The 21898-nt window shown below is 59.8% G+C and carries 24 protein-coding genes; 7 read left to right on the forward strand and 17 right to left on the reverse strand.

All coding sequences use genetic code 11. From position 1 onward, the window contains the following. Positions 1–347: P1 family peptidase (locus ACTJJ6_RS21295; RefSeq protein WP_440827433.1), on the forward strand; the 347-nt coding region annotated here is incomplete at its 5' end. Positions 348–385: 38 nt separating this feature from the next. Here the strand turns inward: ACTJJ6_RS21295 and ACTJJ6_RS21300 are convergent. The 5 genes from ACTJJ6_RS21300 to ACTJJ6_RS21320 are packed head-to-tail and all read right to left on the reverse strand — an operon-like array spanning position 386 to position 5749. Further along, on the reverse strand, positions 386–1636 hold the full coding sequence (locus tag ACTJJ6_RS21300) for a phospholipase D-like domain-containing protein (protein ID WP_143779201.1): 1251 nt from the start codon (positions 1634–1636) through the stop codon (positions 386–388). After that, positions 1629–2279 carry a MotA/TolQ/ExbB proton channel family protein gene (locus ACTJJ6_RS21305; RefSeq protein WP_016929215.1) on the reverse strand — a complete coding sequence of 217 codons (651 nt, stop codon included), beginning with the start codon at positions 2277–2279 and terminating at the stop codon, positions 1629–1631. The genes ACTJJ6_RS21300 and ACTJJ6_RS21305 overlap by 8 nt, the downstream gene beginning before the upstream one ends. Before the next feature lie 46 nt (positions 2280–2325). Further along, entirely contained in the window at positions 2326–4560 is a 2235-nt protein-coding gene (locus ACTJJ6_RS21310) for a TonB-dependent receptor family protein (RefSeq protein ID WP_016929216.1), read from the reverse strand. A gap of 39 nt (positions 4561–4599) precedes the next feature. Beyond that, positions 4600–5340 carry an energy transducer TonB family protein gene (locus ACTJJ6_RS21315; protein WP_440802788.1) on the reverse strand — a complete coding sequence of 247 codons (741 nt, stop codon included), beginning with the start codon at positions 5338–5340 and terminating at the stop codon, positions 4600–4602. Position 5341: 1 nt separating this feature from the next. Further along, positions 5342–5749 carry an ExbD/TolR family protein gene (locus ACTJJ6_RS21320; protein WP_004933244.1) on the reverse strand — a complete coding sequence of 136 codons (408 nt, stop codon included), beginning with the start codon at positions 5747–5749 and terminating at the stop codon, positions 5342–5344. Between the two features lie 653 nt (positions 5750–6402). Between ACTJJ6_RS21320 and ACTJJ6_RS21325 the strand changes: the two genes are divergently transcribed. Together ACTJJ6_RS21325 and ACTJJ6_RS21330 are read left to right on the forward strand one after the other, a co-directional pair. Then, positions 6403–7422 (forward strand): hypothetical protein, encoded by a 1020-nt coding sequence (locus tag ACTJJ6_RS21325; RefSeq protein WP_337055589.1) that lies wholly within the window; start codon positions 6403–6405, stop codon positions 7420–7422. A gap of 12 nt (positions 7423–7434) precedes the next feature. Then, positions 7435–7731, forward strand: a complete 297-nt coding sequence (locus ACTJJ6_RS21330) for a hypothetical protein (protein ID WP_016929218.1) — start codon at positions 7435–7437, stop codon at positions 7729–7731. A gap of 246 nt (positions 7732–7977) precedes the next feature. On the opposite strand, the gene ACTJJ6_RS21335 is transcribed toward ACTJJ6_RS21330, so the two are convergent. The 3 genes from ACTJJ6_RS21335 to ACTJJ6_RS21345 all read right to left on the reverse strand — a co-directional run bounded on the left by ACTJJ6_RS21335 (position 7978) and on the right by ACTJJ6_RS21345 (position 10391). Then, on the reverse strand, positions 7978–8898 hold the full coding sequence (locus ACTJJ6_RS21335) for a L,D-transpeptidase family protein (RefSeq protein WP_033638819.1): 921 nt from the start codon (positions 8896–8898) through the stop codon (positions 7978–7980). Positions 8899–9127: 229 nt separating this feature from the next. Continuing rightward, a complete protein-coding gene (locus tag ACTJJ6_RS21340; RefSeq protein WP_033638820.1) occupies positions 9128–10003 on the reverse strand; it encodes a helix-turn-helix domain-containing protein in 876 nt (291 codons plus the stop codon). A 10-nt stretch (positions 10004–10013) separates the two neighbouring features. Further along, complete coding sequence (locus ACTJJ6_RS21345) at positions 10014–10391, reverse strand: hypothetical protein (RefSeq protein ID WP_161544375.1); 378 nt, start codon at positions 10389–10391, stop codon at positions 10014–10016. Positions 10392–10511: 120 nt separating this feature from the next. On the opposite strand from ACTJJ6_RS21345, the gene ACTJJ6_RS21350 reads away from it, so the two are divergent. Next, entirely contained in the window at positions 10512–11333 is an 822-nt protein-coding gene (locus ACTJJ6_RS21350; RefSeq protein WP_004933266.1) for an AraC family transcriptional regulator, read from the forward strand. 38 nt (positions 11334–11371) lie between these two features. Here ACTJJ6_RS21350 and ACTJJ6_RS21355 read toward each other — a convergent pair whose 3' ends face one another. From ACTJJ6_RS21355 to ACTJJ6_RS21385, 7 genes are all read right to left on the reverse strand, one after another. Further along, entirely contained in the window at positions 11372–12508 is a 1137-nt protein-coding gene (locus tag ACTJJ6_RS21355) for a porin (RefSeq protein WP_033638822.1), read from the reverse strand. Between the two features lie 369 nt (positions 12509–12877). Further along, entirely contained in the window at positions 12878–13648 is a 771-nt protein-coding gene (locus tag ACTJJ6_RS21360; protein ID WP_033638823.1) for a 3-hydroxybutyrate dehydrogenase, read from the reverse strand. Between the two features lie 12 nt (positions 13649–13660). Beyond that, entirely contained in the window at positions 13661–15052 is a 1392-nt protein-coding gene (locus tag ACTJJ6_RS21365; protein WP_440802794.1) for a GntP family permease, read from the reverse strand. A gap of 45 nt (positions 15053–15097) precedes the next feature. Next, positions 15098–16021 carry a 3-hydroxyacyl-CoA dehydrogenase family protein gene (locus ACTJJ6_RS21370; protein ID WP_280630969.1) on the reverse strand — a complete coding sequence of 308 codons (924 nt, stop codon included), beginning with the start codon at positions 16019–16021 and terminating at the stop codon, positions 15098–15100. An 18-nt stretch (positions 16022–16039) separates the two neighbouring features. Beyond that, positions 16040–17224, reverse strand: a complete 1185-nt coding sequence (locus ACTJJ6_RS21375; RefSeq protein WP_016929226.1) for an acetyl-CoA C-acetyltransferase — start codon at positions 17222–17224, stop codon at positions 16040–16042. A 14-nt stretch (positions 17225–17238) separates the two neighbouring features. Next, complete coding sequence (locus ACTJJ6_RS21380) at positions 17239–17892, reverse strand: CoA transferase subunit B (protein WP_015376496.1); 654 nt, start codon at positions 17890–17892, stop codon at positions 17239–17241. Between the two features lie 10 nt (positions 17893–17902). Next, positions 17903–18601, reverse strand: a complete 699-nt coding sequence (locus tag ACTJJ6_RS21385) for a CoA transferase subunit A (RefSeq protein WP_004933280.1) — start codon at positions 18599–18601, stop codon at positions 17903–17905. Between the two features lie 168 nt (positions 18602–18769). Here ACTJJ6_RS21385 and ACTJJ6_RS21390 point away from each other — a divergent pair, with 168 nt between their 5' ends. Continuing rightward, entirely contained in the window at positions 18770–19687 is a 918-nt protein-coding gene (locus tag ACTJJ6_RS21390) for a LysR family transcriptional regulator (RefSeq protein WP_197758609.1), read from the forward strand. On the opposite strand, the gene ACTJJ6_RS21395 is transcribed toward ACTJJ6_RS21390, so the two are convergent. Then, a complete protein-coding gene (locus ACTJJ6_RS21395) occupies positions 19677–19976 on the reverse strand; it encodes a helix-turn-helix domain-containing protein (RefSeq protein WP_049300769.1) in 300 nt (99 codons plus the stop codon). The genes ACTJJ6_RS21390 and ACTJJ6_RS21395 overlap by 11 nt on opposite strands. Positions 19977–20424: 448 nt before the next feature. Between ACTJJ6_RS21395 and ACTJJ6_RS21400 the strand changes: the two genes are divergently transcribed. Together ACTJJ6_RS21400 and ACTJJ6_RS21405 are read left to right on the forward strand one after the other, a co-directional pair. Next, a complete protein-coding gene (locus tag ACTJJ6_RS21400) occupies positions 20425–20964 on the forward strand; it encodes a hypothetical protein (protein ID WP_049300770.1) in 540 nt (179 codons plus the stop codon). After that, complete coding sequence (locus ACTJJ6_RS21405; RefSeq protein ID WP_143779207.1) at positions 20961–21362, forward strand: putative T6SS immunity periplasmic lipoprotein; 402 nt, start codon at positions 20961–20963, stop codon at positions 21360–21362. The genes ACTJJ6_RS21400 and ACTJJ6_RS21405 overlap by 4 nt, the downstream gene beginning before the upstream one ends. Before the next feature lie 15 nt (positions 21363–21377). Here the strand turns inward: ACTJJ6_RS21405 and ACTJJ6_RS21410 are convergent, their stop codons facing one another. Further along, complete coding sequence (locus ACTJJ6_RS21410; protein ID WP_049300771.1) at positions 21378–21677, reverse strand: hypothetical protein; 300 nt, start codon at positions 21675–21677, stop codon at positions 21378–21380. Positions 21678–21898: the final 221 nt, after the last annotated feature.

Here is a 21898-nt window from a genome sequence, read left to right on the forward strand (position 1 = left end):
TGCCGCACCAGTGCGCGCGGCTGGCGCAGCGCGCCAGCATCGGCATCGCCCGCACCGGCGGCGGCACCGAGGATTCGAGCGGCGACATTTTCATCGCCTTCGCCACCGGCAACGACGGCCTGCCGCCCGCCGACTACGCCAATAAAGGCGATTTCACCACGCCGCTGCGCATGGTGAACAACGACTACATTTCGGCGCTGTTCGCCGCGGCGGCGGAAGCGGTGGAAGAAGCGATCGTCAATGCGTTGCTGGCGGCCAATACCGTCAGCGGCAACGGCCATCGGGCGGAAGGGTTGAGCGCCGAACAGCTGGTGACGGCGCTGGAGAAAGCCGGCTGGCGGCGGTAAAAAAACACAGGGCGCGGGGGTTAACCGCGCCCTGATTATCAGGATTCGCCGCCCGGCTTGGGCGTCGGGTAGTCGTAATCCAGCCGCAACGGTTCGGCGTAGACGCTGTTCCACAGCTGTTGGTACAGCTGGTCCAACCGCCCGCTCATCGCCGCGCTGTGCAGCACCAGCTCCAGATTGCGCGAGTTGTCCAGATAGCCGCCGGTCCAGTTGCTGGTGCCCACCCAGGCGATCTCATCATCAATGGTCATCAGCTTGCTGTGGATCACCCGGGCAAACGGGATGAAGCCGCTGCTGGCCGGCGGAATGGTCACCACCTTGATCTGCACGTTCGGCACCAGCGCCAGGCTCTTCAGCCAGGCGATATCCGGCTTTTTGGTGTTCCAGTTTGCCACCATCAGCTCGATCTGCACGCCGCGCGCCGCCGCGCTGCGCAGCGCGTTGTCGATCACCGCATAGAAGGGACGGCTGCGTTCCGGGCCGAACGACAGCGGCGCGTAGTCCATCACCTGCACCCGCACCCGCCGTTTGGCGTCGGCCAGCAGGCGCGGCAGCTCGGCCTGCGAGTCGATCACCCTTGCCGGATTGTAGGCGCGCGGGCTGGCCACCAGATAGTTGCCCTGCGGGGGCGCGGTCGGCGGCGAGTCGGGCAGCGCCGGCACCGGCTTATCCTGCGCCAGCAGCGCCTGCGCCCGCCAGTCCTGTTCGAAGATCGCCTGGATCTGCCCCACCACCCTGGCGTCGCTGATGCGCAGCCCGGTTTCGTGAATGTGTTCCAGCGCGCGCCAGTCGAAGTTCTGGCTGCCGACGAACGCCTGCTCGCCGTCCACCAGCAGATACTTGGCGTGCAGGATGCCGCCGCTCAGCTTCTGGTAAGGAATGATGCGCAGCTCCAGATTGGGGATCGCCTTCAGCTGTTCCAGCGTTTCGGCGGTAGAAATGCGAAGGCCCTTCTCTTCGACCAAAAAGCGGATTTTCACCCCGCGCTCGCCGGCCGCCTTCAGGTGCTGCAGCACGCCGTCCAGCAGCGAACCGTCCTGATTCGCCACGTAGAACTGCCCCAGGTCGATGCGGGTTTTCGCCGCGTCGAACATCTCGCGCCACACCTCGGCGGTGTTGCGCAGGTCGTCGGCCTGCAGCGCGGTTTCCACCGGCGCGGTGTACACCAGCTCGTAACCGGGAATAGCAAAACGCGCCGCAGCGCTCTGGCTCAACATCAACAAACAACCGCTCCACAATGCCGTATAAAGGCGGCCTCTCGGCCGCCGTGCTGGATGGCCATTAGGCATAGCGCGGCGCTCCGCTGTCAACCCATTGTTCGCCGCTGCCGCTCTCCGGACGGCTGGCCGGTTGACCGGCGCGGATCAGCAGCACCTTCAGCAGTTCGTTGATGCGCTCCATGCGGCTCTGCAGAAAATTGTTGGCCACCAGGCACAGCAGCGCGATGGCGATGCCCAGCCCGGTGGCGTACAGCGCGGTGCCCATGCCGGCCGACACCAGACTCGGCTCGGACACCCCCGAGGCGGCCAGCGCCTTGAAGGTTTCGATGATCCCCATCACCGTGCCCAGCAGCCCCAGCAACGGCGCGGCGGTCACCACGGTTTCCAGCAGCCACAGGCCGCGCGCCATCGGCGGCTTGCTCAGCAGGTACTGGGCGTCGATCAGATCGCCGATCGCCTCGCGGTCGCCGGCGCGGTGTTTCTGCGCCAGCACCGGCGCGATCACCGCCATCGGCAGGCTGTTGCGCTGGGTCAGCGCGTCGGGCAAATCGGCGGCGCGGCGCACCTCCGGCGTCAGCGCCTGCTCCAGCCGGCGCGCCTGGCGCTGGGTATAGGCGAAGTACAGCGTGCGTTCGATGATGATCACCAGCGCAATCGCCAGCGCGGCGTACATCACGTAGAAAATAATGTCGTGCAACAGATTGGCGTCCATACAGGTTTCCTCTTCCCCGCCGCACGGCAGGCAGCGGGGTATTCAGTTAAAAGGTGGCTTCCAGCGAGACGCTGAAGGTGCGTTCTTCGCCGACGTTGTAATACGGCGTGCTGGCCTTCACACCGCCGTAGGGCGCCGCGTTGAAGGTGGTGGTGCGCACCGAGGTCAGGTATTCCTTGTCAAACAGGTTGCTGATGCCAAAGCGCAGCGCGGCGCTTTTGACGATTTTCTTGTCCACCGGCAGATGCACCCCCGCCGCCAGATCGAACACCGTGCGGCCGCCGATCTTCTCGTCGTTGGTCAGATCGCCGTAGAACGCGCTGACGTACTTGCCGCTGACGCTGCCGTAATACAGCCCGTCGTCATAACCCAACGTCATGTTCAGCAGGTTTTTCGGCACGTTCGGCACCTCTTTGCCGGAGGTCGGCAGCGGCTGCCCGCCATTGCTGACGATGTCGCTCTTCTGCTTCGATTGGGTATAGGTATAAGAGGTGTAGTAGTTGAAGTTATGCGGCAGTTGGCCGCTCCACTCCAGCTCCAGCCCTTTGTTCTCCACGTTGCCGATGTTCATCATCTCGTAGTCGCCGGCCGCGTTGGTGGTGGAGATTTGGCGATCGCTGTAGCGCATGTAGAACAGCGTGGCGCTCAGCAGCATGTCCTCTTGCTGGAAACGCCAGCCCAGCTCGTGGTTCCAGCTCAGTTCCGGCTTGGTGCTGAGCGAGTCGCCGACGTTGTACAGCACGTAGTTTGGCGGCGTGCGCATGTTGCGCGTCAGGTTGTAGAACACCTGGTTTTCCTGGTTCACCTTATAGCTGGCGCTGAAATTCGGCAGGAATTCGTGATAGGTGGCTTTGCGCTTCTCCGGCACGTTGTACAGGCTGCCGCGGTTGTCCCCTTTGCGCTCCACATACTGATAGGCCAGGCCGCCGACGAAGGTCCAGTCCGGCGTGGCGAACCAGGTGTCCTGCAGCCACACTTTCTGCGCCGGGGTGATGGTGTACTGGTTGCGTCCCTGCACGGTGTTGCCGTTGGCGTCCTTCACCTGATCGGAACCGCCAGGTTTCCCCCAAATCTGTGACGGGTTGCCGTCGCCCTTGATGCTGATGAACGGCTGAGTCTGCAACTGGCGCGCGCGCTCGTACCAATAACCGACGTCCAGGCTGTGCTGCTCGTTGATGTCCCACTTCAGCTTGGTGGTGATGCCCGGCCGCCAGGTTTGGGTCCACGACGGGCGGTAATAGGTGTTGGACTGCAGGTTGCTGAGGTCATACTGCCCGGCTCTGTCCGACGTGCTGGACAATACCGACGCCGTCTGGCCGTTGAAACTGCCGCCGTTGCCCCAGTAGTAATAGGGCTGCAGAGTCAGCGACAGGTTGTCGCGCAGCTGCAGTTTCTGGGTGAACGACAGCGTAAAGTTCTCGAACGGGTTGCGTTCAATCTTGTAATACTTGTTCAACTGCCCTTTGCTGTTGTACTCCGGCGAGGTGACATAATCGGTGTCACGACCGTCGTTTTGGAACTGCGCCTTGCTCAGGGTGTTGTAGTTGGTGTTGTTCTGGCGGTTGTACTTCATCACCAGATTGCTGCTGTTGCCGTTGCCGTCTTCATACAGCGAGTTCATCTCGAACTTGTCGGAGTACAGCCGCCCCTCGCCGCGCCATTTCTTCGCCTCGGTGTGCGAATAGGAGAGCCAGTTGCTGAAGCCGTTGTACTCGCCGGTTTCCAGGCGGGCGAAGGTTTTGCTCAGGCTGTTGCTGCCCAGCGTCTGCTTGACGAAACCGCCGAAGTCTTTCGCCGGGCGGCGCGTCACCAGGCCGATGTTGCCGCCGCTGGAGCCGATGTGCGGGCCGTCCGCTTCGGAAGACCCCTGGGTGACGAACACCTCTTCCAGGTTCTCCGCATCGCCGAGCAGGTTCGGGTAGACCGCGTAGTTGCCGGAGTCATTGATCGGGATGCCGTCCATCGACAGGCCGATCTGATCCGAGTTCATGCCGCGCATGGTGTAGTCCACGCCGCTCAGGCCGCTGGCGTCGTTGCTGTTGACGTTCAAGCCCGGCGTGTATTTCAGTTTATCGATGGCGTTGGCCGCCGACGGCATTTTGTCCATCGCTTCTTTGGTGACGGTGGAGCGCGCCTTGGCGCTGTCATCCTGCACCATCATGCCGCCGCCGAGCGACTGCCCCTTGACGCTGATGGTGCCGACATCGGTGGCGTCGGCCGCCAGCGCGGCGCCCGGCAGCATCACCGCCAGATAGATCCCAGAACGATTAAACGATTTCATTGTGTGCATCCCATAAAAATCAAACGATTAACCCTTGCGCTAAGGCGCCTGATAATTGAACGTCGCGGTAAATCTTTTGGTTGTTTGCCCGGCGAACGCCTCGCTCGGGAACGGCTTCACTGAACTGATGCTTTGCAGGCTGCTCATCGCCGCGCGATTCAGCAGCATGCTGGCGGCTTTGTTGGCGATGCCGGAAGAGAGCACCCGCCCGCTGCGATCGACCTCCAACCACACCTCGACGTTGCCCTGCGGGCGCTCGAGCGAGGCCTGCCGCCCGCTCGGGTAGCGCTTGCGCTGTTCCAACTCACGGCGCAAGGCCAGCAGGTAGCCGTTTTCTATCGCCTGCGCGTTCACCTTCGACGCCGCGGGGGCGGCCGGTGCAGGCTGCGCCGCCGGTTTGCTGGCCAGCGCGCGCGGTACGGCAGGCGCCGGCGTCGGTTTGGGTTTCTCTACCGGTTTGGCTTTCTCTTTCACCGGTTTGGGCTTCGGCTGTGGCTTCGGCACCGGCTTGGCTTCCACGATCGGTTCCGGCGCCGGCACCACAGGTTCGGGGATCGGCTCCGGCTCGGGCGGCGGCGGTTCGGGCTGAGGTTCCGGCGGCGTTTCCGGTTGGGGTTCCGGCGCCGGTTCAGGTTCCACCAGCGCCAGTTCAATGGCGTTTTCGTCGTAGCGCGGCTGGATCTTCAGCGCCGCCTGTTGGCTGGCGAACAGCAGGCAACCGGCGACAATCAGCGCCGGCAACCAGCTGAAAAGATGACGTGAGCGATAGAGCAAATACATGTCACAGCTTCCGTGTCGCGATGGAGACGGAGAAGAAGCCGCCCTGGCGCAGGTTGTCCATGACCGCCACCAGCCGCTCGACCGCCACGCCTTTATCGCTGTTGACGATGATGGTGGTGGTCTGGTTGGCCTGCTGCTGCTGTTTCAGCGTGTTGACCAACGCGTCGAGCGCGATCGGCTGGCCATCCAGCTGCAGCTGTTCGTCGGCCCCCAGCGTGATGATCGCTTTCTTCTGCGGTTTCAGCTGTTGCGCGCTGCCGGCGGACGGCAACTGCGTTTTCAGCCCGAGCGCCGGGATGACGTTCAGGCTGATCAAGACGAAAAACACCAATAAAAACATCATCACGTCGATCATCGGGATCAGTTCGATGTGCGCTTTGTTCTTTTTCGGTTCGTTCCAGTTACGCATGACACTCCCTCCAAAAGCGAAGCAGCCAATATAGGAGGGGTTTGTTTACCTTTTGTTACGCTTGTGTGATCTTATTTTCACAGTACGGATTTTTTGCGAGAATTTTTTCAATGGCAGGCGATAAGGGAGTAGATATAACTTATTAATTAGCGATAGTTTTTATTGGAATAATTGCAGAGTGACGTATAGACAAGGCTACCGGCATGCCGAAAATGTGAGAATAGTGACAATCAGGCCAACACAGCAGAATGCCACCACTTCAGGCAAAGGAGCCGTTACCCAATTATCCCATCAGCTTATCCTGCCAGCATCGCCACATCTGGAATAAAATATCGACAATAAAGATACCAGGACGATGAATGACACAATTTATTAGAACGCGCACAAGTCAGACATAAATCAACTGGAATAATGCAAGATAAGCAGTAGATTTAATAATAACACCATGAAAGCTTATCTTATCACGATAATGATTTGCAGACTATGAAGAAATAAAAATCACAATAACAACCTTGGAATACATCATTCTTATTAGCATTCCTTTGATGCGCGTTCCGTCTTTGAAGGTCAAAATTCCATTGCTATAACACTCGTCCTAAATGCCTTGAAAAATTGTTACTGTTAATAATTTAACGACCACAGCGAGAAAGGCCATGAAAACAAAAAAATCCATTTCCATGCTAGCCATCACATTATTGCTGGTTAGCTGCAGTTCCGGAAAACTCACTATCAACCATACTAAAGAAACAGTCTCTGCCGGGCATGAAGCTATAGGCGAATCAAAAAAATATTTTGACGTATTGTTGGCGCTTCAACAAAAACGGGCCGTTGTTGTCTACGCGACTCAACCTAATTGCAAATTTAATACAGACGGAAAGATAACAGTAAGAATTAACGAGTCATCTGTACCTAATCCAAACTCACCTCTTTGCGCCACGCCTCAGGACTTCAAAAATAATAATGTTATGCTACTTAACCTTATGCCATTGGATCTACAGATGTTCCAGCCGGACCTGGACATTCTCTCTGCTTTCTCCAGCTATCTCTCCGCCCTGACGGTGTACACAGCGGATCCGACATACCCGGTGGGCGATCTTGTGGACAAGGCATTGACCAAAGCCGAATCGGTAAAATCGCTGGCTAACCTCACCGATAACCAAAAAAAGTCCGTCAGTAACCTGGCGGGGTTCTTGCAAAGGCTCGCTGAAGAGGAAAAAAACGGACGCGACATTGCCAAATTGATTAAACAAGAAGGAAAAAACCAGACTGATAATATGGAGTTGGTTAAGCAAGATATCCATCAGCTAAAGACGCAATATGATGACGTAATGAAACAGGACATTTTCAACTTCACCGTCGACAATTTTAACAAAAGAACGCCCAAATCCCCTCAACCCTCTGACATGGAAAAGTCCGCTGTCTATATCGATAACATTATCACGCTCAATAACCTGACGCAAAAAAGTATCAAAAACCCCACCGCGGCCGAACAGGCGATTGAGGCCTTCCAGCGGTACCATGAAGGGTTAATCTCGATTATCGATGACAACATTATCGATAAAAAAATAAAAGAAGAAAAACTAAAAATCCAACAGGAAAATTTAAAGGAGGCCTTAGGATATATAAAAGACTTTGTCAAAGACTTCACACCGCTTCTGGTAGCGGCTCTTTAAGAGGACAATATCATGGCGACTAAAGAACAAAAAGATGAGCTTGTTAATGCTCTGCATATTCTTAAAAAAGAATGCGACAACATGATCACCACGCCCAATGGGAACGTATTTGTCTATATCAGTTTGAAACTGTCTGCTTTCATCGGAAAAGTATACAGTATCGATCCTTCAATATTGAGCCCCCTTGTTATCAGCGATTTACTGTACTGGACAGAAGGTGCAATAGAAGCCCTTCAAAGCAGCAACACCTCTGATGATATTCCCGCATTGAATATTGTCGTTGGAAAGTTGTACTACCAATTTCCCTGACATTAACGAAGCCGCTTGCCAAGCAAGCGGCGAACCAGTACTGGGGGACAGGCGGCATACACTATACAGCGTGTCGTTGTTGACAGTCCTCCAGCCTGGTTTACCTAAAACGCCTCATGCGCACTAGCACTGGATATCCTGCCCCACCGCGCGTCTGCATAAGCCCATGCAACGTTCGCAGGCCAAACACCACAAAAAAAGACGCCCGCAGGCGTCTTCTTGGCATTGTCACTGAGCCCGAGGCGATCAGTTCACTTTCACCGGCATACCGGAACGGGCCTTGATCGCCGCGTCCACTTCGCTCTGGTTGACGCCGGCGTCCATCAGCACTTTGCCGACCGGCGCGGAGATGGTCAACGGCACCGGATCTTTCGATTGCAGCTGCTCTTCGTTGGCCGACAGCGGGTTGTGCACTTCCACGTAGCGCGAGCCGTCCGGTTCGACGGAGGCTTTCATCGGTTCGTTGATGAACTGCACGCGGGTGCCGACCGGCACGTTTTCGAACAGATACTTGATGTCGTCGGCGCGCAGACGCACGCAGCCGTGGCTCACGCGCAGGCCGATGCCGAAGTTGGCGTTGGTGCCGTGGATGGCGTACAGGCGGCCGACATACAGCGCATACAGCCCCATCGGGTTGTCCGGGCCGGCCGGGAACACCGCAGGCAGGATCTCGCCGTCAGCCGCGTATTCGGCGCGCATCTTGGCGGTCGGCGTCCAGGTCGGGCCGTCTTTCTTGCGCTGCACGGTGGTGGTCCAGTTCAGCGGGGTGTCTTTACCCAGCTGGCCGATGCCGATCGGCAGCACCACCACGGTGTTGGAGCCTTTCGGGTAATAGTACAGACGCATTTCGGCGCTGTTGATGATGATGCCTTCACGCGGCGCGTCCGGCAGGATCAGCTGCTGCGGGATAGTCAGGGTGCTGCCGGCCTTCGGCAGGAACGGATCCACGCCCGGGTTGGCCTCCAGCATGTTGCTCAGCCCCATCTGATACTGGGCGGCGAAGCTCTCCAGCGGCAGTTTGCTGTCTTCCGGTACGGTGATTTGGATATTCTCGCCCACCAAACGGCTGTCTTTTGGCGGCAGCGGGTAAACGACGGCGAAGGCAGCCTGGCTGAATGCAACCAGTGCCGTAAACAGGGTTAATAACGCGCGAATGCTCATTTTCATCTTCGTGTTGGTCAAGGCCACTGGCGATTAGGGATATCGGTTTCTACGGCCACTTCGCCCCGATGAGTTTCAGCCGGCAGCCACTCGCTGCGGCCTGAAAAACAGGGGGATTGGACCGGATGCGCATTATATGTGCACATCAATCAAAGTGTGAACCATTACCGATGTAATATCGCAATTTTTTGTAACCTGACGCGCCACGAAGGCGATTTTTTGCGAGAACCGCCGCCTAGCTGGCGGCGGCCAACGCTTCCACCCGCCGTATCGGGATCAGGTATTCACAGCGGATCGCCGCGCCGCCGAGCGGGCAACTGCCCTCCTGCGCCGGGTAGAAACGCTCGATATCCTGCCCCGGCCGGCGGATGGCGTTCATCTGCGGCATGGCGGTGTCATACAGCCGGACAATAAAGTTTTGTAACCCTTCCGCCTGTCCCTGGTAGGTGAAGCGGGCATACTCGCCCTGCTCGATAGTCACCCGCTCTCCCGGCGCCCCTTCGTCCGGCAGAGCGGCGGTGTAGGCCATGCGCGGGCTGCCCCGGCGGCGCCGGTCAACTTCCAGACTGGTAAGGCCGTATACTACCTCCGGCAGCGCCTGCGGCTGCAGCAACTGCCGCCAGGCGTGGCGGCGCAGCTCACACTTGGAGGCCGCCAGTTGTCCCAGGGTAAAACTGCGGCGCTGGGTATGGCCCACCAACTGCATGGCGGGCAGCGTCACGATATCGGCCTGCGGCAATGGCGCTTCGGTCAGGCGCAGCGGCGGCTGCAGGCCATAGCTCGACCAATCCTGGCTGCGACGATAGCTGGCCGGCGGCAGACCGAATTGCTTGCGGAAGCAACGGGTGAAGGTCTGCTGCGAATCGAACTGGTAAGTATCGGCGATGCAGGCCACGCTGGTGCCGGTCAGGCGCAGTTCACGCGCGGCGGCGGTCAGCCTTCTGCGGCGCGCGTAGGTGCCGAGAATATGGCCGGTATGCTGCTTGAACATCCGCTGCAAATGCCATTTGGAGTAGCCGGACTTGGCGGCGATGTCGTCCAGCGTCAGCGGCTGATCCAGGCTCTGCTCGATCCAGGCCAGCAGCTGTTCAATCACCTGTTGCTGGTGCATGGTGTTCCCCTTATTTGATCAATAACGTCTGCGCCAATACCCGGCCTGCGGCTTCATTGGCGGCCACCAGCACCGGATAGCCCCAGAATTTGGCGCCGTATTCGGCGAATTCTTCCGCCGCCGCGCGTTTGGCGTCGTCCGGCTCCAGCATGATCATGCCTTTCACCCACCGCTTCAGCGCCTCGCGGTTATCGCGTTTCCACAGCGCCACCTGGGTGCGAGCATCGCGGTCATGTTCTTCTTCTTCATCGCCGACGCTGCGGTCGGTGATCAGAACAAAAGGTTCGGCGCGCGCCAGCAGCGCGCTGAATTCGGCCAGCTCGACCTGGGTATCGCGCCCGTTTCGGCGCATCCACACCAGCGGAAAATCGGCGGTATCCAATGACATAATCAGTTTCCTCGCGAAAGGGTTTAGGACTGGCGCTTACTTTATCGGCGCCGGCGCTAGACCGCATTGCGCAATCAGGACATAATACTTTTCAATTCCGCCAAATTGAGAACTATTCTCATGAAAGTACAGATCCCCCGCCACTGTCTGGATATCGATCAAGTGCCGCGCCCGCTGTTTGCCCTGCAGGGGTCGACCCTCGAACAGGATTGGGAAGTCGAGCCGCACCGCCACCGGAAGGCGCAACTGATCTACACCGTGCGCGGCATGATCCGCTGCGAAGTGGAAAACGGGCTGTGGCTGGTGCCGCCGCAGTGCGCGCTGTGGATGCCGGGCAACGTATTGCACAACGCCCAGGGCGCCGGCTCCACCGAGGCCTACTGCCTGTTCGTCGATCAACATGCCGCCGCCGGCCTGCCGCAAAGCTGCTGCACGCTGTCGGTCTCGCCGCTGCTGCGCGAGCTGCTGCTGCAGGCCAGCACCTTCGAGCCGCTTTACGACGAACAGGGTGCCGAAGGGCGTCTGACGGCGGTATTGCTGGATCAGCTGGCGGCCGCGCCGATCGAGAATCTGCATCTGCCGGTGTCCGACGACGCGCGCATCCGGCAGTTGACCGAAGGCATGCTGAGCAGCCCGGCGGACAAATCCACCCTCGGACAGTGGGCGCAGCGCATCGGCATGAGCGAACGCTCCCTCAGCCGCACGCTGCAACAGCAGATGGGCATGAGCTTCGGCCACTGGCGGCGCCAGTTGCACGTGATGCTGGCGCTGCAGCGCTTGACGCAGGGCGAGAGCGTACAGACGGTGGCGCTGGATCTGGGCTACGAGAGCGCCAGCGGCTTCGTCACCATGTTCAGAAAGGCGGTGGGCAAACCGCCGGCGCGCTACCTGGCGGAGCGCAACGCCTCTGGAGAGACCCTGGGCGGCGCAATTACCATGTGAAAAAGCCGGCGCAAGCGCCGGCTTGGAGCAGGTGAAAATCAGAAGTCGTAGAACACCGTTATCCAGGTGGAATCCGGCTCGTTGTCGCTGCTGTTGGCCAGCGTGCGCTCCACATACACCGACAGACCGTAACCGATGGTGGTGCCCGCGCCAAGATAGACGTGGTTGGCGTGATACGCCTCGTCTCCCTTCAGCCGCAGCGAGTCCGCCGCCACATAAGGCTGGACGGATTTGAGGAACGGCTTGTCGATATTGAAGGTGTAACCGACGAAGCCTTCCAGCCCGTAGCCGTCACCGGCGAAGAAGTGCGACAGCGTGCGCTGGCGGGTGCTCGGCACATAATCTTTGTAGTAGCTGGCGGTGCCGACGATATACCAGTTGTTCGGCTGCCAGGTTAACGCGGTGCCGGACAGCTGCTGGTGATAATCCTGTTCGTGGTACAGATTGTCTTTGATCTTCGCATCGGTATAACTGTAGGCCGCGCTGAAGGTGAAGTCTTTCGTCACCTTGTAATCAAAGCCCAGCCCGCCACCGCCCTTGCGGCGGTAAATCAGGTTATCCGCGGTGTGCAGATCGTCTTCCGGCAATAAATAGTTGGCGTACAGCGTGACCGGCCCGAAATCATTGGTGTATTTGATGCTGTTTTTCGGTTTATTGCCGCCGTCATAGTCGCCGGAAATGCCGATGCCGGTGCCGCCCGCATGGCCATCGTTATCCCAGACGTCGCTTTTAATGCCGACCACCGAATAATAGATGCCGTATTGATGGCCATAGGTCAGGGTGCCGTAACGATCGTCCTTGAAACCGGCGTACAGTTGGCGCTGATAGTCGCGCTTGCCGTCTTCGTTATAATGCCCGTCCCAGCTGAGCGCGTGCGCCAGATCGACGCCCCACTCGTAATAGCCGATGATCGAAGTGTCCTGCGTCAGCGCATAATCGCCGCTGAAGCGAAAACGCGTGCCGCCGTCGTGGCCGTTTTTGTCATAGCCCGGCTCCGGGCCGTTATTGAAGATCCACTCGGGGCGAATGCTGCCGCCCACCTTTAAACTGAGCGGCGCCAGCAACACATTGCTCTGCGGGTTTTTATCCAGAATGGTGATCTCGGCCTGTGCGCCGGCGGATAACGCCGACAGCAAGACGCCGCCAATGAATATTGGCGTTGTATTTTTTCTCATTATTACCCCTGCCCGAAAAAATTATTGTTATAAACGCGGTGGTCTTAAGCCACGCAGAAATAATTAACCGATGTGAACAGCGCACGCAAGATATAAAAATTCACGTCATAACCTGCCATTATTTCAGGTTGGATTTAATTTCAGCAAAAACATGTTCATCTGTAACACAAAGAAAAACAATGTAATAATCGCAGCACGAAATAAACCAATCCGCACGCTTCACCCAAAATAACCCTTCGTGATTATCTGGAAATAAAGATAGCAAATAACAAATAAATATTATTGCCGCAGGTAAACCGTCACGCAGGGGAATTAATTAAAGGCGGGAAATAACGACGGAGCGCGTTGCGCGCTCCGGGTAAAATCTCACTACTGCGCCAGCCAGCCACCGTCCATGTTCCAGGCGGCGCCGCGCACCTGCGCCGCCGCATCGCTGCACAGGAACAGCGCCAGCTCGCCGAGTTGCTCTGGCGTGACGAACGCTTGCGAAGGCTGCTTCTCCGCCAACAGCTCATCGCGCGCCTGCTGCGGATCGGTCCCGGCGGCAATGCGTTTGTCGATCTGCTGCTGCACCAGCGGCGTCAGCACCCAGCCGGGGCAGATGGCGTTGCAGGTGACGGGCGTGCGCGCGGTCTCCAGCGCCAGCGTCTTGGTCAGCCCCACCACGCCGTGCTTGGCCGCCACATAGGCCGACTTGTCTTTCGACGCCACCAGCCCGTGCACCGACGCCACGTTGATGATGCGCCCCCAGTTGCGCTCGCGCATCCCCGGCAGCGCCAATCGGCAGGTGTGGAATACCGCCGACAGGTTGATGGCGAGGATGGCGTTCCATTTCTCCACCGGGAACTGATCCAGCGGCGCCACATGCTGAATGCCGGCGTTGTTCACCAGAATGTCCACGCCGCCGAACTCACGCTCGGCATACTGCATCATGTCCGCTATCTGGGCCGCATCGCCGAGATCGGCGCCGTGATACCCCGGCGCGGCGCCCAGCCGCGCGACCTGCATTTGCGCCTGCTCCACGTCGCCGAAGCCGTTGAGGATCACGCGCGCGCCGGCGGCGGCCAGCGCGGACGCTATCCCGAGGCCGATGCCGCTGGTCGAGCCGGTCACCAGCGCGGTTTTGCCTTGTACACTCATGGTATCGCTCCTTTAAACAATGCCGGTCAGGTAGAACACGCCGATCACAAACAGCACCGCGGCGCTTTTGATCAGGGTGATGGCGAAGATGCCGCCATAGGCCTGCCGGTGGCTGAGGCCGGTGATCGCCAGCAGGGTGATCACCGCGCCGTTGTGCGGCAAGGTGTCCATGCCGCCGCTGGCCATCGAGGCCACCCGGTGCAGCACCTCCAGCGGAATGTGTGCCGCATGGGCGGCGGCCACGAAGTTATCGGCCATCGCCGCCAGCGCGATGCTCATGCCGCCGGAGGCCGAACCGGTGATGCCGGCCAGCAGGGTGACGCTGATCGCTTCGTTCAGCAGCGGGTTGGGGATCGCCGACAGCGCCTGCGACAGCACCAAAAAGCCCGGCAGCGCGGCGATCACCGCGCCGAAGCCGTATTCGGAGGCGGTGTTCATCGCCGCCAGGATCGCGCCGCCGACCGCCGTCTTGCTGCCTTCCGCCAGCCGGCCGCGAATATTGCGAAAGCCGAACACCACCACCAGCAGAATACCCGACACCAGCGCCGCTTCCACCGCCCAGATGGCGGTGATCTTCGCCACATTGGTGGTGATGGGCTTGGCCAGCCCCGGCAGCGTCAGATCGTGGCTGGCGCCGTACCACTGCGGGATCCAATGGGTGAAGCCAAGGTTGAATACCCCGACCAAAATCAACGGCAAGATGGCGATCAGCGGGTTAGGCAGGTTGATGTCGTCCGGGGTTTCCGGTTCGTTCAGCAGCTCGGTGCCGTAACCCTCCCCCTTCAACTGCGCGTTGCGCCGCTGGCGTTCAAGATACAGCAAACCGACCGCGATGATGAACAGCGAGCCGATCAGCCCCAGCCAGGGCGCGGCCCAGGCGTTGGTGCCGAAGAAGCTGGTCGGGATGATGTTTTGGATCTGCGGCGTGCCGGGCAAGGCGTCCATGGTGAAGGAGAAGGCGCCGAGCGCTACGGTGGCCGGGATCAGCCGCTTGGGGATGCCGCTCTGGCGGAACAGCTCGGCGGCGAACGGATAGACCGCGAACGCCACCACGAACAGCGACACCCCGCCGTAGGTCAGCAGCGCGCATACCAGCACAATCACCGGAATGGCGTGGCGTCGGCCGAGAATGCGGATCGCCGCCGCGACGATCGATCGGGAAAAGCCGGACAGCTCGATCAGTTTGCCGAATACCGCCCCCAGCAGGAACACCGGGAAGTAGAGCTTCACGAAGCCGACCATCTTCTCCATAAACAGCCCGGTGAAGGTCGGCGCCACCGCGCCGGGATCGGTCAACAGCACCGCGCCCAGCGCGGCGATCGGGGCGAACAAAATCACGCTGTAGCCGCGGTAGGCGGCCAGCATCAGTAATCCCAGTGCTGCCAGGGCAATTAAAACGCTCATCGGGCACCTCGCTATCGTTGTTATTGTCAGGTACGGCGTGCGAAATTACGGTTTCAGCGCAAAGCGCAGCTGATGCGCCCGTCGCCGTTGAATGCGTTCCCTGCGCGCTTCATCCCACAGATAAAATCCCCGGCCGCTGCGCTGGCCGCTATCGCCGCGCTGCAGCCGCTGCTCCACCAGCGCCATCATCTCGTCGCCGGTCGCCAGTTCCGGGAACAGGTGGCGGGCGATGTCCGCTACCGTCGCTAGCCCGGTCATGTCGGCGGCCTCCAGCGGGCCGACCATGGCGTAGCGCCGCCCCAGCGAGGCGCGCATCACCTGATCCACCACCTCGGCGCTGGCGATGCCGCTGTGGACGATATGCAGCGCCTCGCGCAGCACCGCAAACTGCAGCCGGTTGCCGACAAACCCCGGCGCGGCGCGCTCCAGCAGCACCGCCTCAAGATCCATCTCGCCGAGCAGCGCCTGCACCGCCGCCAGATGACGCGGTTCGGTGGCGCTGCCGGGCACGATCTCCACCAGCGGGATCAGGTGCGGCGGGTGCCAGAAATGGGCGATCAGCAGGCGCTGCGGATGGGTCATGCGCGCCGCCAGCTCGTCCGGCGGCAGGCCGCTGGTGTTGCTGGCGATCACCGCGTCGTCGGCGATCAGCCCTTCCAACTGCTCATACAGCGCATGCTTCAGCTCGAGCCGTTCCGGGATCGCCTCAATAAGCAGCCGGGCGCGCGCCACCGCGTTCAGATCGCCGGTCACGCGCAGCCGCGCCAGCGCCGCGTCGCGCTCATCGTTATCAAACTGCCCGACGTCGCTCAGCTCGGCCAGAATGCCGCTCGCCACCGCCGGCGCTTCCGCCAGGCGCTGCGGATCCGGGTCATACAGCAGCACCTCATGGCCGTGGCGAATAAAGTGGGTGGCGATGCCCACCCCCATCAGCCCGGCGCCCAGTACCGCATAGTCAGATGACTGCATGGTGCCCTCCTCGGTTGTTTACGGGCGCTCTACCGCCAGCGCCACCCCCTGCCCACCGCCGATGCACAGCATCGCCAGCCCCTTGTTCACCCCGCGGCGCTGCATTTCGAACAGCAGCGACACCAAAATGCGACAGCCGGAGGCGCCGATCGGATGCCCCAGCGCGATCGCTCCGCCGTTGACGTTGACCCGCTCCGCCTCCCAGCCCAGTTCTTTACCCACCGCCAGCGCCTGCGCGGCGAAGGCTTCGTTGGCTTCGATCAGATCGACTTCCTCCAGCCGCCAACCGGCTTTTTCCAGGCAGCGGCGCGCGGCCGGCACCGGGCCGATGCCCATGATCGCCGGATCGACGCCCGACGAGGCGTAACCGGCGATGCGCGCCAGCACCGGCAAGCGCAGCTCAGCGGCTTTTTCCGCGCTCATCAGCAGCACCACGGCGGCGCCGTCGTTGAGCGACGAGGCGTTGCCGGCGGTCACCGAACCCTCCTTGCGAAACGCCGGACGCAGCCGCGCCAGCGCCTCCAGGCTGGTGTCGCGCGGCTGTTGGTCGCGCTCAACTCTCAGCGCCTCCCCCTTCGGCTGCGGCACCGTCACCGGCGTGATCTCCTGCGCGAAACGCCCAGCCTGCTGCGCCGCCTGCGCCTTCTGCTGCGAACGCAGCGCAAAGCTGTCCTGCTCGGCGCGGCTGATGGCGTATTTCTCCGCCAGGTTCTCGGCGGTGATGCCCATGTGGTAGTCGTTGAACGCGTCCCACAGGCCGTCGTGGATCACGCTGTCCACCATCTGCGCGTGACCGAGGCGCAGACCGGCGCGCGCGCCGGCCATCAGGTAAGGCGACTGGCTCATGCTTTCCTGGCCGCCGGCGATCACCGCCTCGGCGTCGCCGCTGCGGATCGCCTGCACCGCCAGATGCACCGCCTTCAAACCGGAGCCGCACACCTTGTTGATGGTCAGCGCCGGCGTCGTAACGGGCAGCCCGGCGTTGAGCGCGGTCTGGCGCGCCGGATTCTGCCCGCAGCCGGCGGTCAGCACCTGGCCGAGGATCACTTCATCGATCTGCTGCGGCGGCACGCCGCTTTGCGCCAGCAGCCCCTGCACCGCCGCCGCGCCCAGTTCCACCGCCGTCAGCGGCGCCAGCGCGCCGTGAAAACTGCCGACCGGCGTGCGCGTCGCCGCCACGATCACCACTTCACGTTGTTGCACATTCACCTCCCGTCTCAGAAACGCATTTCCGGCACTTGCTCCGGCACGATCAGCCGGCCGGCGGTTTTGGCGACAATCTCCGCCACGCTGACGCCCGGCGCGCGTTCGCGCAGCACGAAGGCGCCGTCTTCAATTTCCAGGTAGGCCAGATCGGTCAATACCTTGCGGATGCAGCGGGCGCCGGTCAGCGGCAGCGTGCAGCGCGGCAGCAGCTTGGACTCGCCGCCCTTCGCGGCGTGGGTCATCACCACGATGATGTTCTCCGCCCCCGCCACCAGATCCATCGCGCCGCCCATGCCCTTGACCATCTTGCCGGGGATCATCCACGAGGCGATGTTGCCCTCGACGTCCACTTCAAACGCCCCCAGCACGGTCAGATCGACATGGCCGCCGCGGATCATGGCGAACGACTGCGCCGAATCGAAGATCGACGCGCCGAGGCGCGCGGTGACCGTCTGCTTGCCGGCGTTGATCATGTCGGCGTCCAGCTGCTGCTCGGTCGGGAACTCGCCCATCCCCAGCAGGCCGTTTTCCGACTGCAACATCACATCCATGCCCGCCGGCACGTAGTTGGCCACCAGCGTCGGGATGCCGATGCCCAGGTTGACGTAGTAACCGTCCCTCAACTCTTGCGCCACGCGCTGCGCCATTTGTTCACGGGTAAGCATGAGAATCTCCTTATGCCCGCAGGGTGCGTTGTTCGATACGCTTCTCGAAGGTGCCCTGGATCAGCCGATCGACGTAAATGCCGGGGGTGTGGATCGCCGCCGGATCCAGCTCGCCCGGCGCCACGATCTCTTCCACTTCCACCACCGTGATGCGCCCGGCGGTCGCCATCAGCGGATTGAAGTTCTGCGCGGTGTGGCGGTAGATGACGTTGCCGAAGTGATCGGCCTTCCAGCCTTTCACGATGGCGAAATCGCCGGTGATGGCGGTTTCCATGATGTAGGGGCGGCCGTTGAACTCGCGCACCTCTTTGCCTTCGGCGATCGGCGTGCCGTAACCGGTGGCGGTGAAGAACGCCGGGATGCCGGCGCCGCCGGCGCGGATCTTCTCCGCCAGCGTGCCCTGCGGCGTGAGATCCACCTCCAGCTCGCCGCTGAGCGCCTGCTGTTCGAACAGCGCGTTTTCACCGACGTAAGATCCCACCACCTTGCGGATCTGATGGGTTTCCAGCAGCCGCCCGAGGCCGAACCCGTCGACGCCGCAGTTGTTGGAAACCACCGTCAACCCGCGCACGCCGCGCCGGCGGATCTCTTCGATCAGATTTTCCGGGATGCCGCACAGGCCAAAGCCGCCCGCCAGCACCGTCATGTTGTCCGTCAGGCCTGCCAGCGCTTCCTGGTAGCTGCCGACGCGTTTGTCGAGCCCTGCCATATCGTTGCCCCTGCATGTTGCGGCGCAGGGCGAAATGCCCTGGCTTGCGTGAGGGCATCTTCAGGTCACAAAAATGATTTGTTAATTTTGTTTTTATGCCGCATTCATTTAGAATTTTTATTAATCAGTCGTTAACCGACAATTAACAAAGAGTTAACGCCAACCAAAATGAAAATGAGCATCAAACAGTTACGCGCGTTTTTAGCGGTAGCTCACACTCTGAATTTCGCCCAGGCCAGCGAGCGGCTGAATATTTCTCAGCCGGCGCTCAGCCTGGCGATCCGTGGGTTGGAAGACGCGTTGGGCGGGCCGCTGCTGCTGCGCACCACCCGCCGGGTGACGCTGACGCCGGAAGGAGAAACCTTCTTCCCGATGGCACGCCAGCTGCTGGCGGATTGGGACAACGCGGAAGAGGCGATGCGTCAGCGCTTCACCCTGCAGATGGGCAAGGTGGCGATCGCCGCTATGCCGTCGTTCGCCGGCAACCCGCTGCCGCCTATCCTTAAGGCGTTTCGCGATCGCTATGCCGGCATCAACGTGGCGGTGCACGACGTCATCAACGAACAGGTGTTTGAAATGATCCGCGAAGGCCGGGTGGAGATGGGCATCGCCTTCGAGCCGGAGCCGAGCGACACCCTGCACTTCACCCCGCTGTGCCGCGATCGCTTTCTGGCGGTGGTGCCGAAGGATTCGGCGCTGGCGCGCAAGGCACAGGTGAGCTGGAAGGAACTGCTGGCGCTGGATTTCATCACCCTGCAGCGGCCATCGGCGGTGCGGCTGCTGCTGGAGCAGGAACTGGCCCGCAGCGGGCGAACGCTGGAAGTGGCGTTTGAGAGCCACCAGTTGGTGACGGTCGGGCGCATGGTGGCCAACGGCCTCGGCGCCAGCGCGGTGCCGGCGCTGTGCGAGCAACAAATGGATGAGCTGGGGGCGGTGTGCGTGCCGCTGATCGGCCCGATCATCGAGCGGCGCGTGGGCCTGATCCGCCTGGCGCAGCACCAACTCTCTTCCGCCGCGCAGGCGCTGGCGACGGTGATCGAACGGGAGATGGCGGGGAGTGGCGCAGAACCTGCGCTTAAACCGTAAACCCGACGTGCTTGCCACCCGGCAGTTCAATGTCCAGACGCAGCGTGCCGCCCATCGCTTCCACGTAGCGTTTCAGGGTCGAAATCTTCAGCTCATTGCCGCGCCCTTCGATGGCCGCGACCGAAGGCTGGGAAATGCCCAGCGTTTTCGCCAGTTCCTGTTGGGAAATATTCAGCGCTTCCCGCAGCTGGTGCAGGTGCGCTTCAAACAGCATCTCTTCGGCCATTTCCTCGATGCGCCGGCGGCTCTCCGGGGTGCGGGAGGCCAGCAGTTGCTTTAGGGTGCTCATGGGTTACTCCTTGTAAACTCTTCCTTTGTCATTGCCTTCCACGGGGTATCGCCTGATTATAGATTACAGCCTATAAAAAACGATAGGCCGGAATATATAATTTTATCCAGAACGCCATTGGCGTTTTGCCTGGCAGCTCGAAAAAACAGTGGTGATTGCCTTGCGGCTTGAGCATGGAATGCGACGAGATACGGGAACAGCGGCATCAGTATCGGCCAGAGAAGAAAACATGCGGATTTGGCGAGGTAATAAAGCACGCAACCTGGTTTTTTATTTATGAATGAATATCAAAATAATAGAATCATTCTCCATATCAATCAATTAATTACACCAAATACTCCTTTGCCTTTCCGTCTTGTGAGCGAACGCAAAAGATTGTGACAAAGTGGGTTAATCATGTCTGAACTTTCGTTATGGTATTTTTTTCATGTTTTAACGGATTAAAACCATGGCCACAACTCAAGGAAACGCCAGAAAACTTACGGCCGGTGAAATCACATTGGCCAGACTGCTCTACAAAGATGCTGTCGATTACTCGCGCGTTCGCGTCCATAACGGCAGCTATTTCCCCTTCGGCTTACAGCATGAAGATACGGCCGTAACACCAAATGGCACGCTCTATTTTATGCCCAAACACTTCAAAGAAGACTTTGCCACGGCAAACGCCTACGATCAGCATTGGTTTATCCATGAAATGGCGCATGTCTGGCAATATCAATTAGGCATGAACGTACGCCTGCGCGGGTTGGCTAGTTGGGCGGTTTCCTATCAGTATTCCTTGCCCAATTATCATCTTCTATCCGATTATGGAATGGAGGCACAGGCAAGTATCATTGCAGACTATTTCTATCTCACTAAATTCGGACGCAATGGCTTTCAAGCAATCACCAACTACAGTGGCATTATTGGGCCAGACATCAAAAAACGCTATGAATGGGTATTGCGAGCTTTCCTGAACAATCCAAAGAACCGGAACACCTTGTCATGATAAGACTTTATCTCTCGTTACTGTGCGCACTGCTACTGAACGGCTGTCAATCCACTCAACCCTGGTACCATCCGTTGGATGTCTCGCTAAAAGACAACCAACCTTGCTTTGCAGTGCCTATCAACAGTGTTCGCAGCGGCGACAGCCTGCAAAACCGGGGAGTGATCGTCTCACGACAGGAACAACGGCAATGGCATATCGTCTGGACCTCACCAGCAGTCACTCCGTTGCCTGATCTGAAACCAGGGCAATGCGTCACTTATCCGCAGGTAAACTGGGCTGCGGGAGAATACTCGGTCTTGCTCGGCGTCTCGATGAATAACGATACGGAAAGGCGTAAATACATGAAAGAATTCAACTTAAGAATTAATCCCAAAGGAGAAATACAGCTACAGTAAGGAGACTGGGATTATTTATTCCCCCTCCACCGCCTGCACCGCCGCCTTCTGCGTGGCGCGCTGATATAAGCACAGCTCCCTGCCCGGCTGGTTTTTCATAAACGGCTGCGGGTAGCGCCCGCCGATAAACAGCGCCGAATAGCCGACGTCATCACCGTAGTGAACGATCGCCCCTTCCACCCTGGCGTTTTTTAGTCCGCTGGCTTTCAGGCAGGCGGAGCGCATCGCCCGTTCGCTCTCGGCCCACGCCTGTGGGGAAGACGCGGTGGCGTGGAACGCGGCCAGCGCGGCGATAAGCAACCCTATTCTCTTCATCGTTATCTCTCCTTCCACGGCCCGTCTCGCCAGTATAGACCGTGCCGACCCGGCCAACCCGCCGCGCTCTTTACGGCATTTTTATTCCGCGCCCCGTTAACGTTACGGCGTTTTTACAGACAGTTTTTGCCGCCGCAGATACCCTTTTCACATCGCCGCTATGGCCTCACAAGAGAGTTGTCTCATGCGTTTATCCCTGCCTCTGGCCGTGACCGGTCTTC

It is taken from the genome of Serratia sp. 22278 (assembly GCF_052045405.1).
Lineage (GTDB): Bacteria > Pseudomonadota > Gammaproteobacteria > Enterobacterales > Enterobacteriaceae > Serratia > Serratia marcescens.

What these genes read in the sequence shown, in the direction of transcription:
- ACTJJ6_RS21300 (WP_143779201.1), bottom strand. Translation starts at nt 1,636, where the DNA reads ATGCCTAATGGCCATCCAGCACGGCGGCCGAGAGGCCGCCTTTATACG.
- ACTJJ6_RS21305 (WP_016929215.1), bottom strand. Translation starts at nt 2,279, where the DNA reads ATGGACGCCAATCTGTTGCACGACATTATTTTCTACGTGATGTACGCC.
- ACTJJ6_RS21310 (WP_016929216.1), bottom strand. Translation starts at nt 4,560, where the DNA reads ATGAAATCGTTTAATCGTTCTGGGATCTATCTGGCGGTGATGCTGCCG.
- ACTJJ6_RS21315 (WP_440802788.1), bottom strand. Translation starts at nt 5,340, where the DNA reads ATGTATTTGCTCTATCGCTCACGTCATCTTTTCAGCTGGTTGCCGGCG.
- ACTJJ6_RS21320 (WP_004933244.1), bottom strand. Translation starts at nt 5,749, where the DNA reads ATGCGTAACTGGAACGAACCGAAAAAGAACAAAGCGCACATCGAACTG.
- ACTJJ6_RS21325 (WP_337055589.1), top strand. Translation starts at nt 6,403, where the DNA reads ATGAAAACAAAAAAATCCATTTCCATGCTAGCCATCACATTATTGCTG.
- ACTJJ6_RS21330 (WP_016929218.1), top strand. Translation starts at nt 7,435, where the DNA reads ATGGCGACTAAAGAACAAAAAGATGAGCTTGTTAATGCTCTGCATATT.
- ACTJJ6_RS21335 (WP_033638819.1), bottom strand. Translation starts at nt 8,898, where the DNA reads ATGAAAATGAGCATTCGCGCGTTATTAACCCTGTTTACGGCACTGGTT.
- ACTJJ6_RS21340 (WP_033638820.1), bottom strand. Translation starts at nt 10,003, where the DNA reads ATGCACCAGCAACAGGTGATTGAACAGCTGCTGGCCTGGATCGAGCAG.
- ACTJJ6_RS21345 (WP_161544375.1), bottom strand. Translation starts at nt 10,391, where the DNA reads ATGTCATTGGATACCGCCGATTTTCCGCTGGTGTGGATGCGCCGAAAC.
- ACTJJ6_RS21350 (WP_004933266.1), top strand. Translation starts at nt 10,512, where the DNA reads ATGAAAGTACAGATCCCCCGCCACTGTCTGGATATCGATCAAGTGCCG.
- ACTJJ6_RS21355 (WP_033638822.1), bottom strand. Translation starts at nt 12,508, where the DNA reads ATGAGAAAAAATACAACGCCAATATTCATTGGCGGCGTCTTGCTGTCG.
- ACTJJ6_RS21360 (WP_033638823.1), bottom strand. Translation starts at nt 13,648, where the DNA reads ATGAGTGTACAAGGCAAAACCGCGCTGGTGACCGGCTCGACCAGCGGC.
- ACTJJ6_RS21365 (WP_440802794.1), bottom strand. Translation starts at nt 15,052, where the DNA reads ATGAGCGTTTTAATTGCCCTGGCAGCACTGGGATTACTGATGCTGGCC.
- ACTJJ6_RS21370 (WP_280630969.1), bottom strand. Translation starts at nt 16,021, where the DNA reads ATGCAGTCATCTGACTATGCGGTACTGGGCGCCGGGCTGATGGGGGTG.
- ACTJJ6_RS21380 (WP_015376496.1), bottom strand. Translation starts at nt 17,892, where the DNA reads ATGCTTACCCGTGAACAAATGGCGCAGCGCGTGGCGCAAGAGTTGAGG.
- ACTJJ6_RS21385 (WP_004933280.1), bottom strand. Translation starts at nt 18,601, where the DNA reads ATGGCAGGGCTCGACAAACGCGTCGGCAGCTACCAGGAAGCGCTGGCA.
- ACTJJ6_RS21390 (WP_197758609.1), top strand. Translation starts at nt 18,770, where the DNA reads ATGAAAATGAGCATCAAACAGTTACGCGCGTTTTTAGCGGTAGCTCAC.
- ACTJJ6_RS21395 (WP_049300769.1), bottom strand. Translation starts at nt 19,976, where the DNA reads ATGAGCACCCTAAAGCAACTGCTGGCCTCCCGCACCCCGGAGAGCCGC.
- ACTJJ6_RS21400 (WP_049300770.1), top strand. Translation starts at nt 20,425, where the DNA reads ATGGCCACAACTCAAGGAAACGCCAGAAAACTTACGGCCGGTGAAATC.
- ACTJJ6_RS21405 (WP_143779207.1), top strand. Translation starts at nt 20,961, where the DNA reads ATGATAAGACTTTATCTCTCGTTACTGTGCGCACTGCTACTGAACGGC.
- ACTJJ6_RS21410 (WP_049300771.1), bottom strand. Translation starts at nt 21,677, where the DNA reads ATGAAGAGAATAGGGTTGCTTATCGCCGCGCTGGCCGCGTTCCACGCC.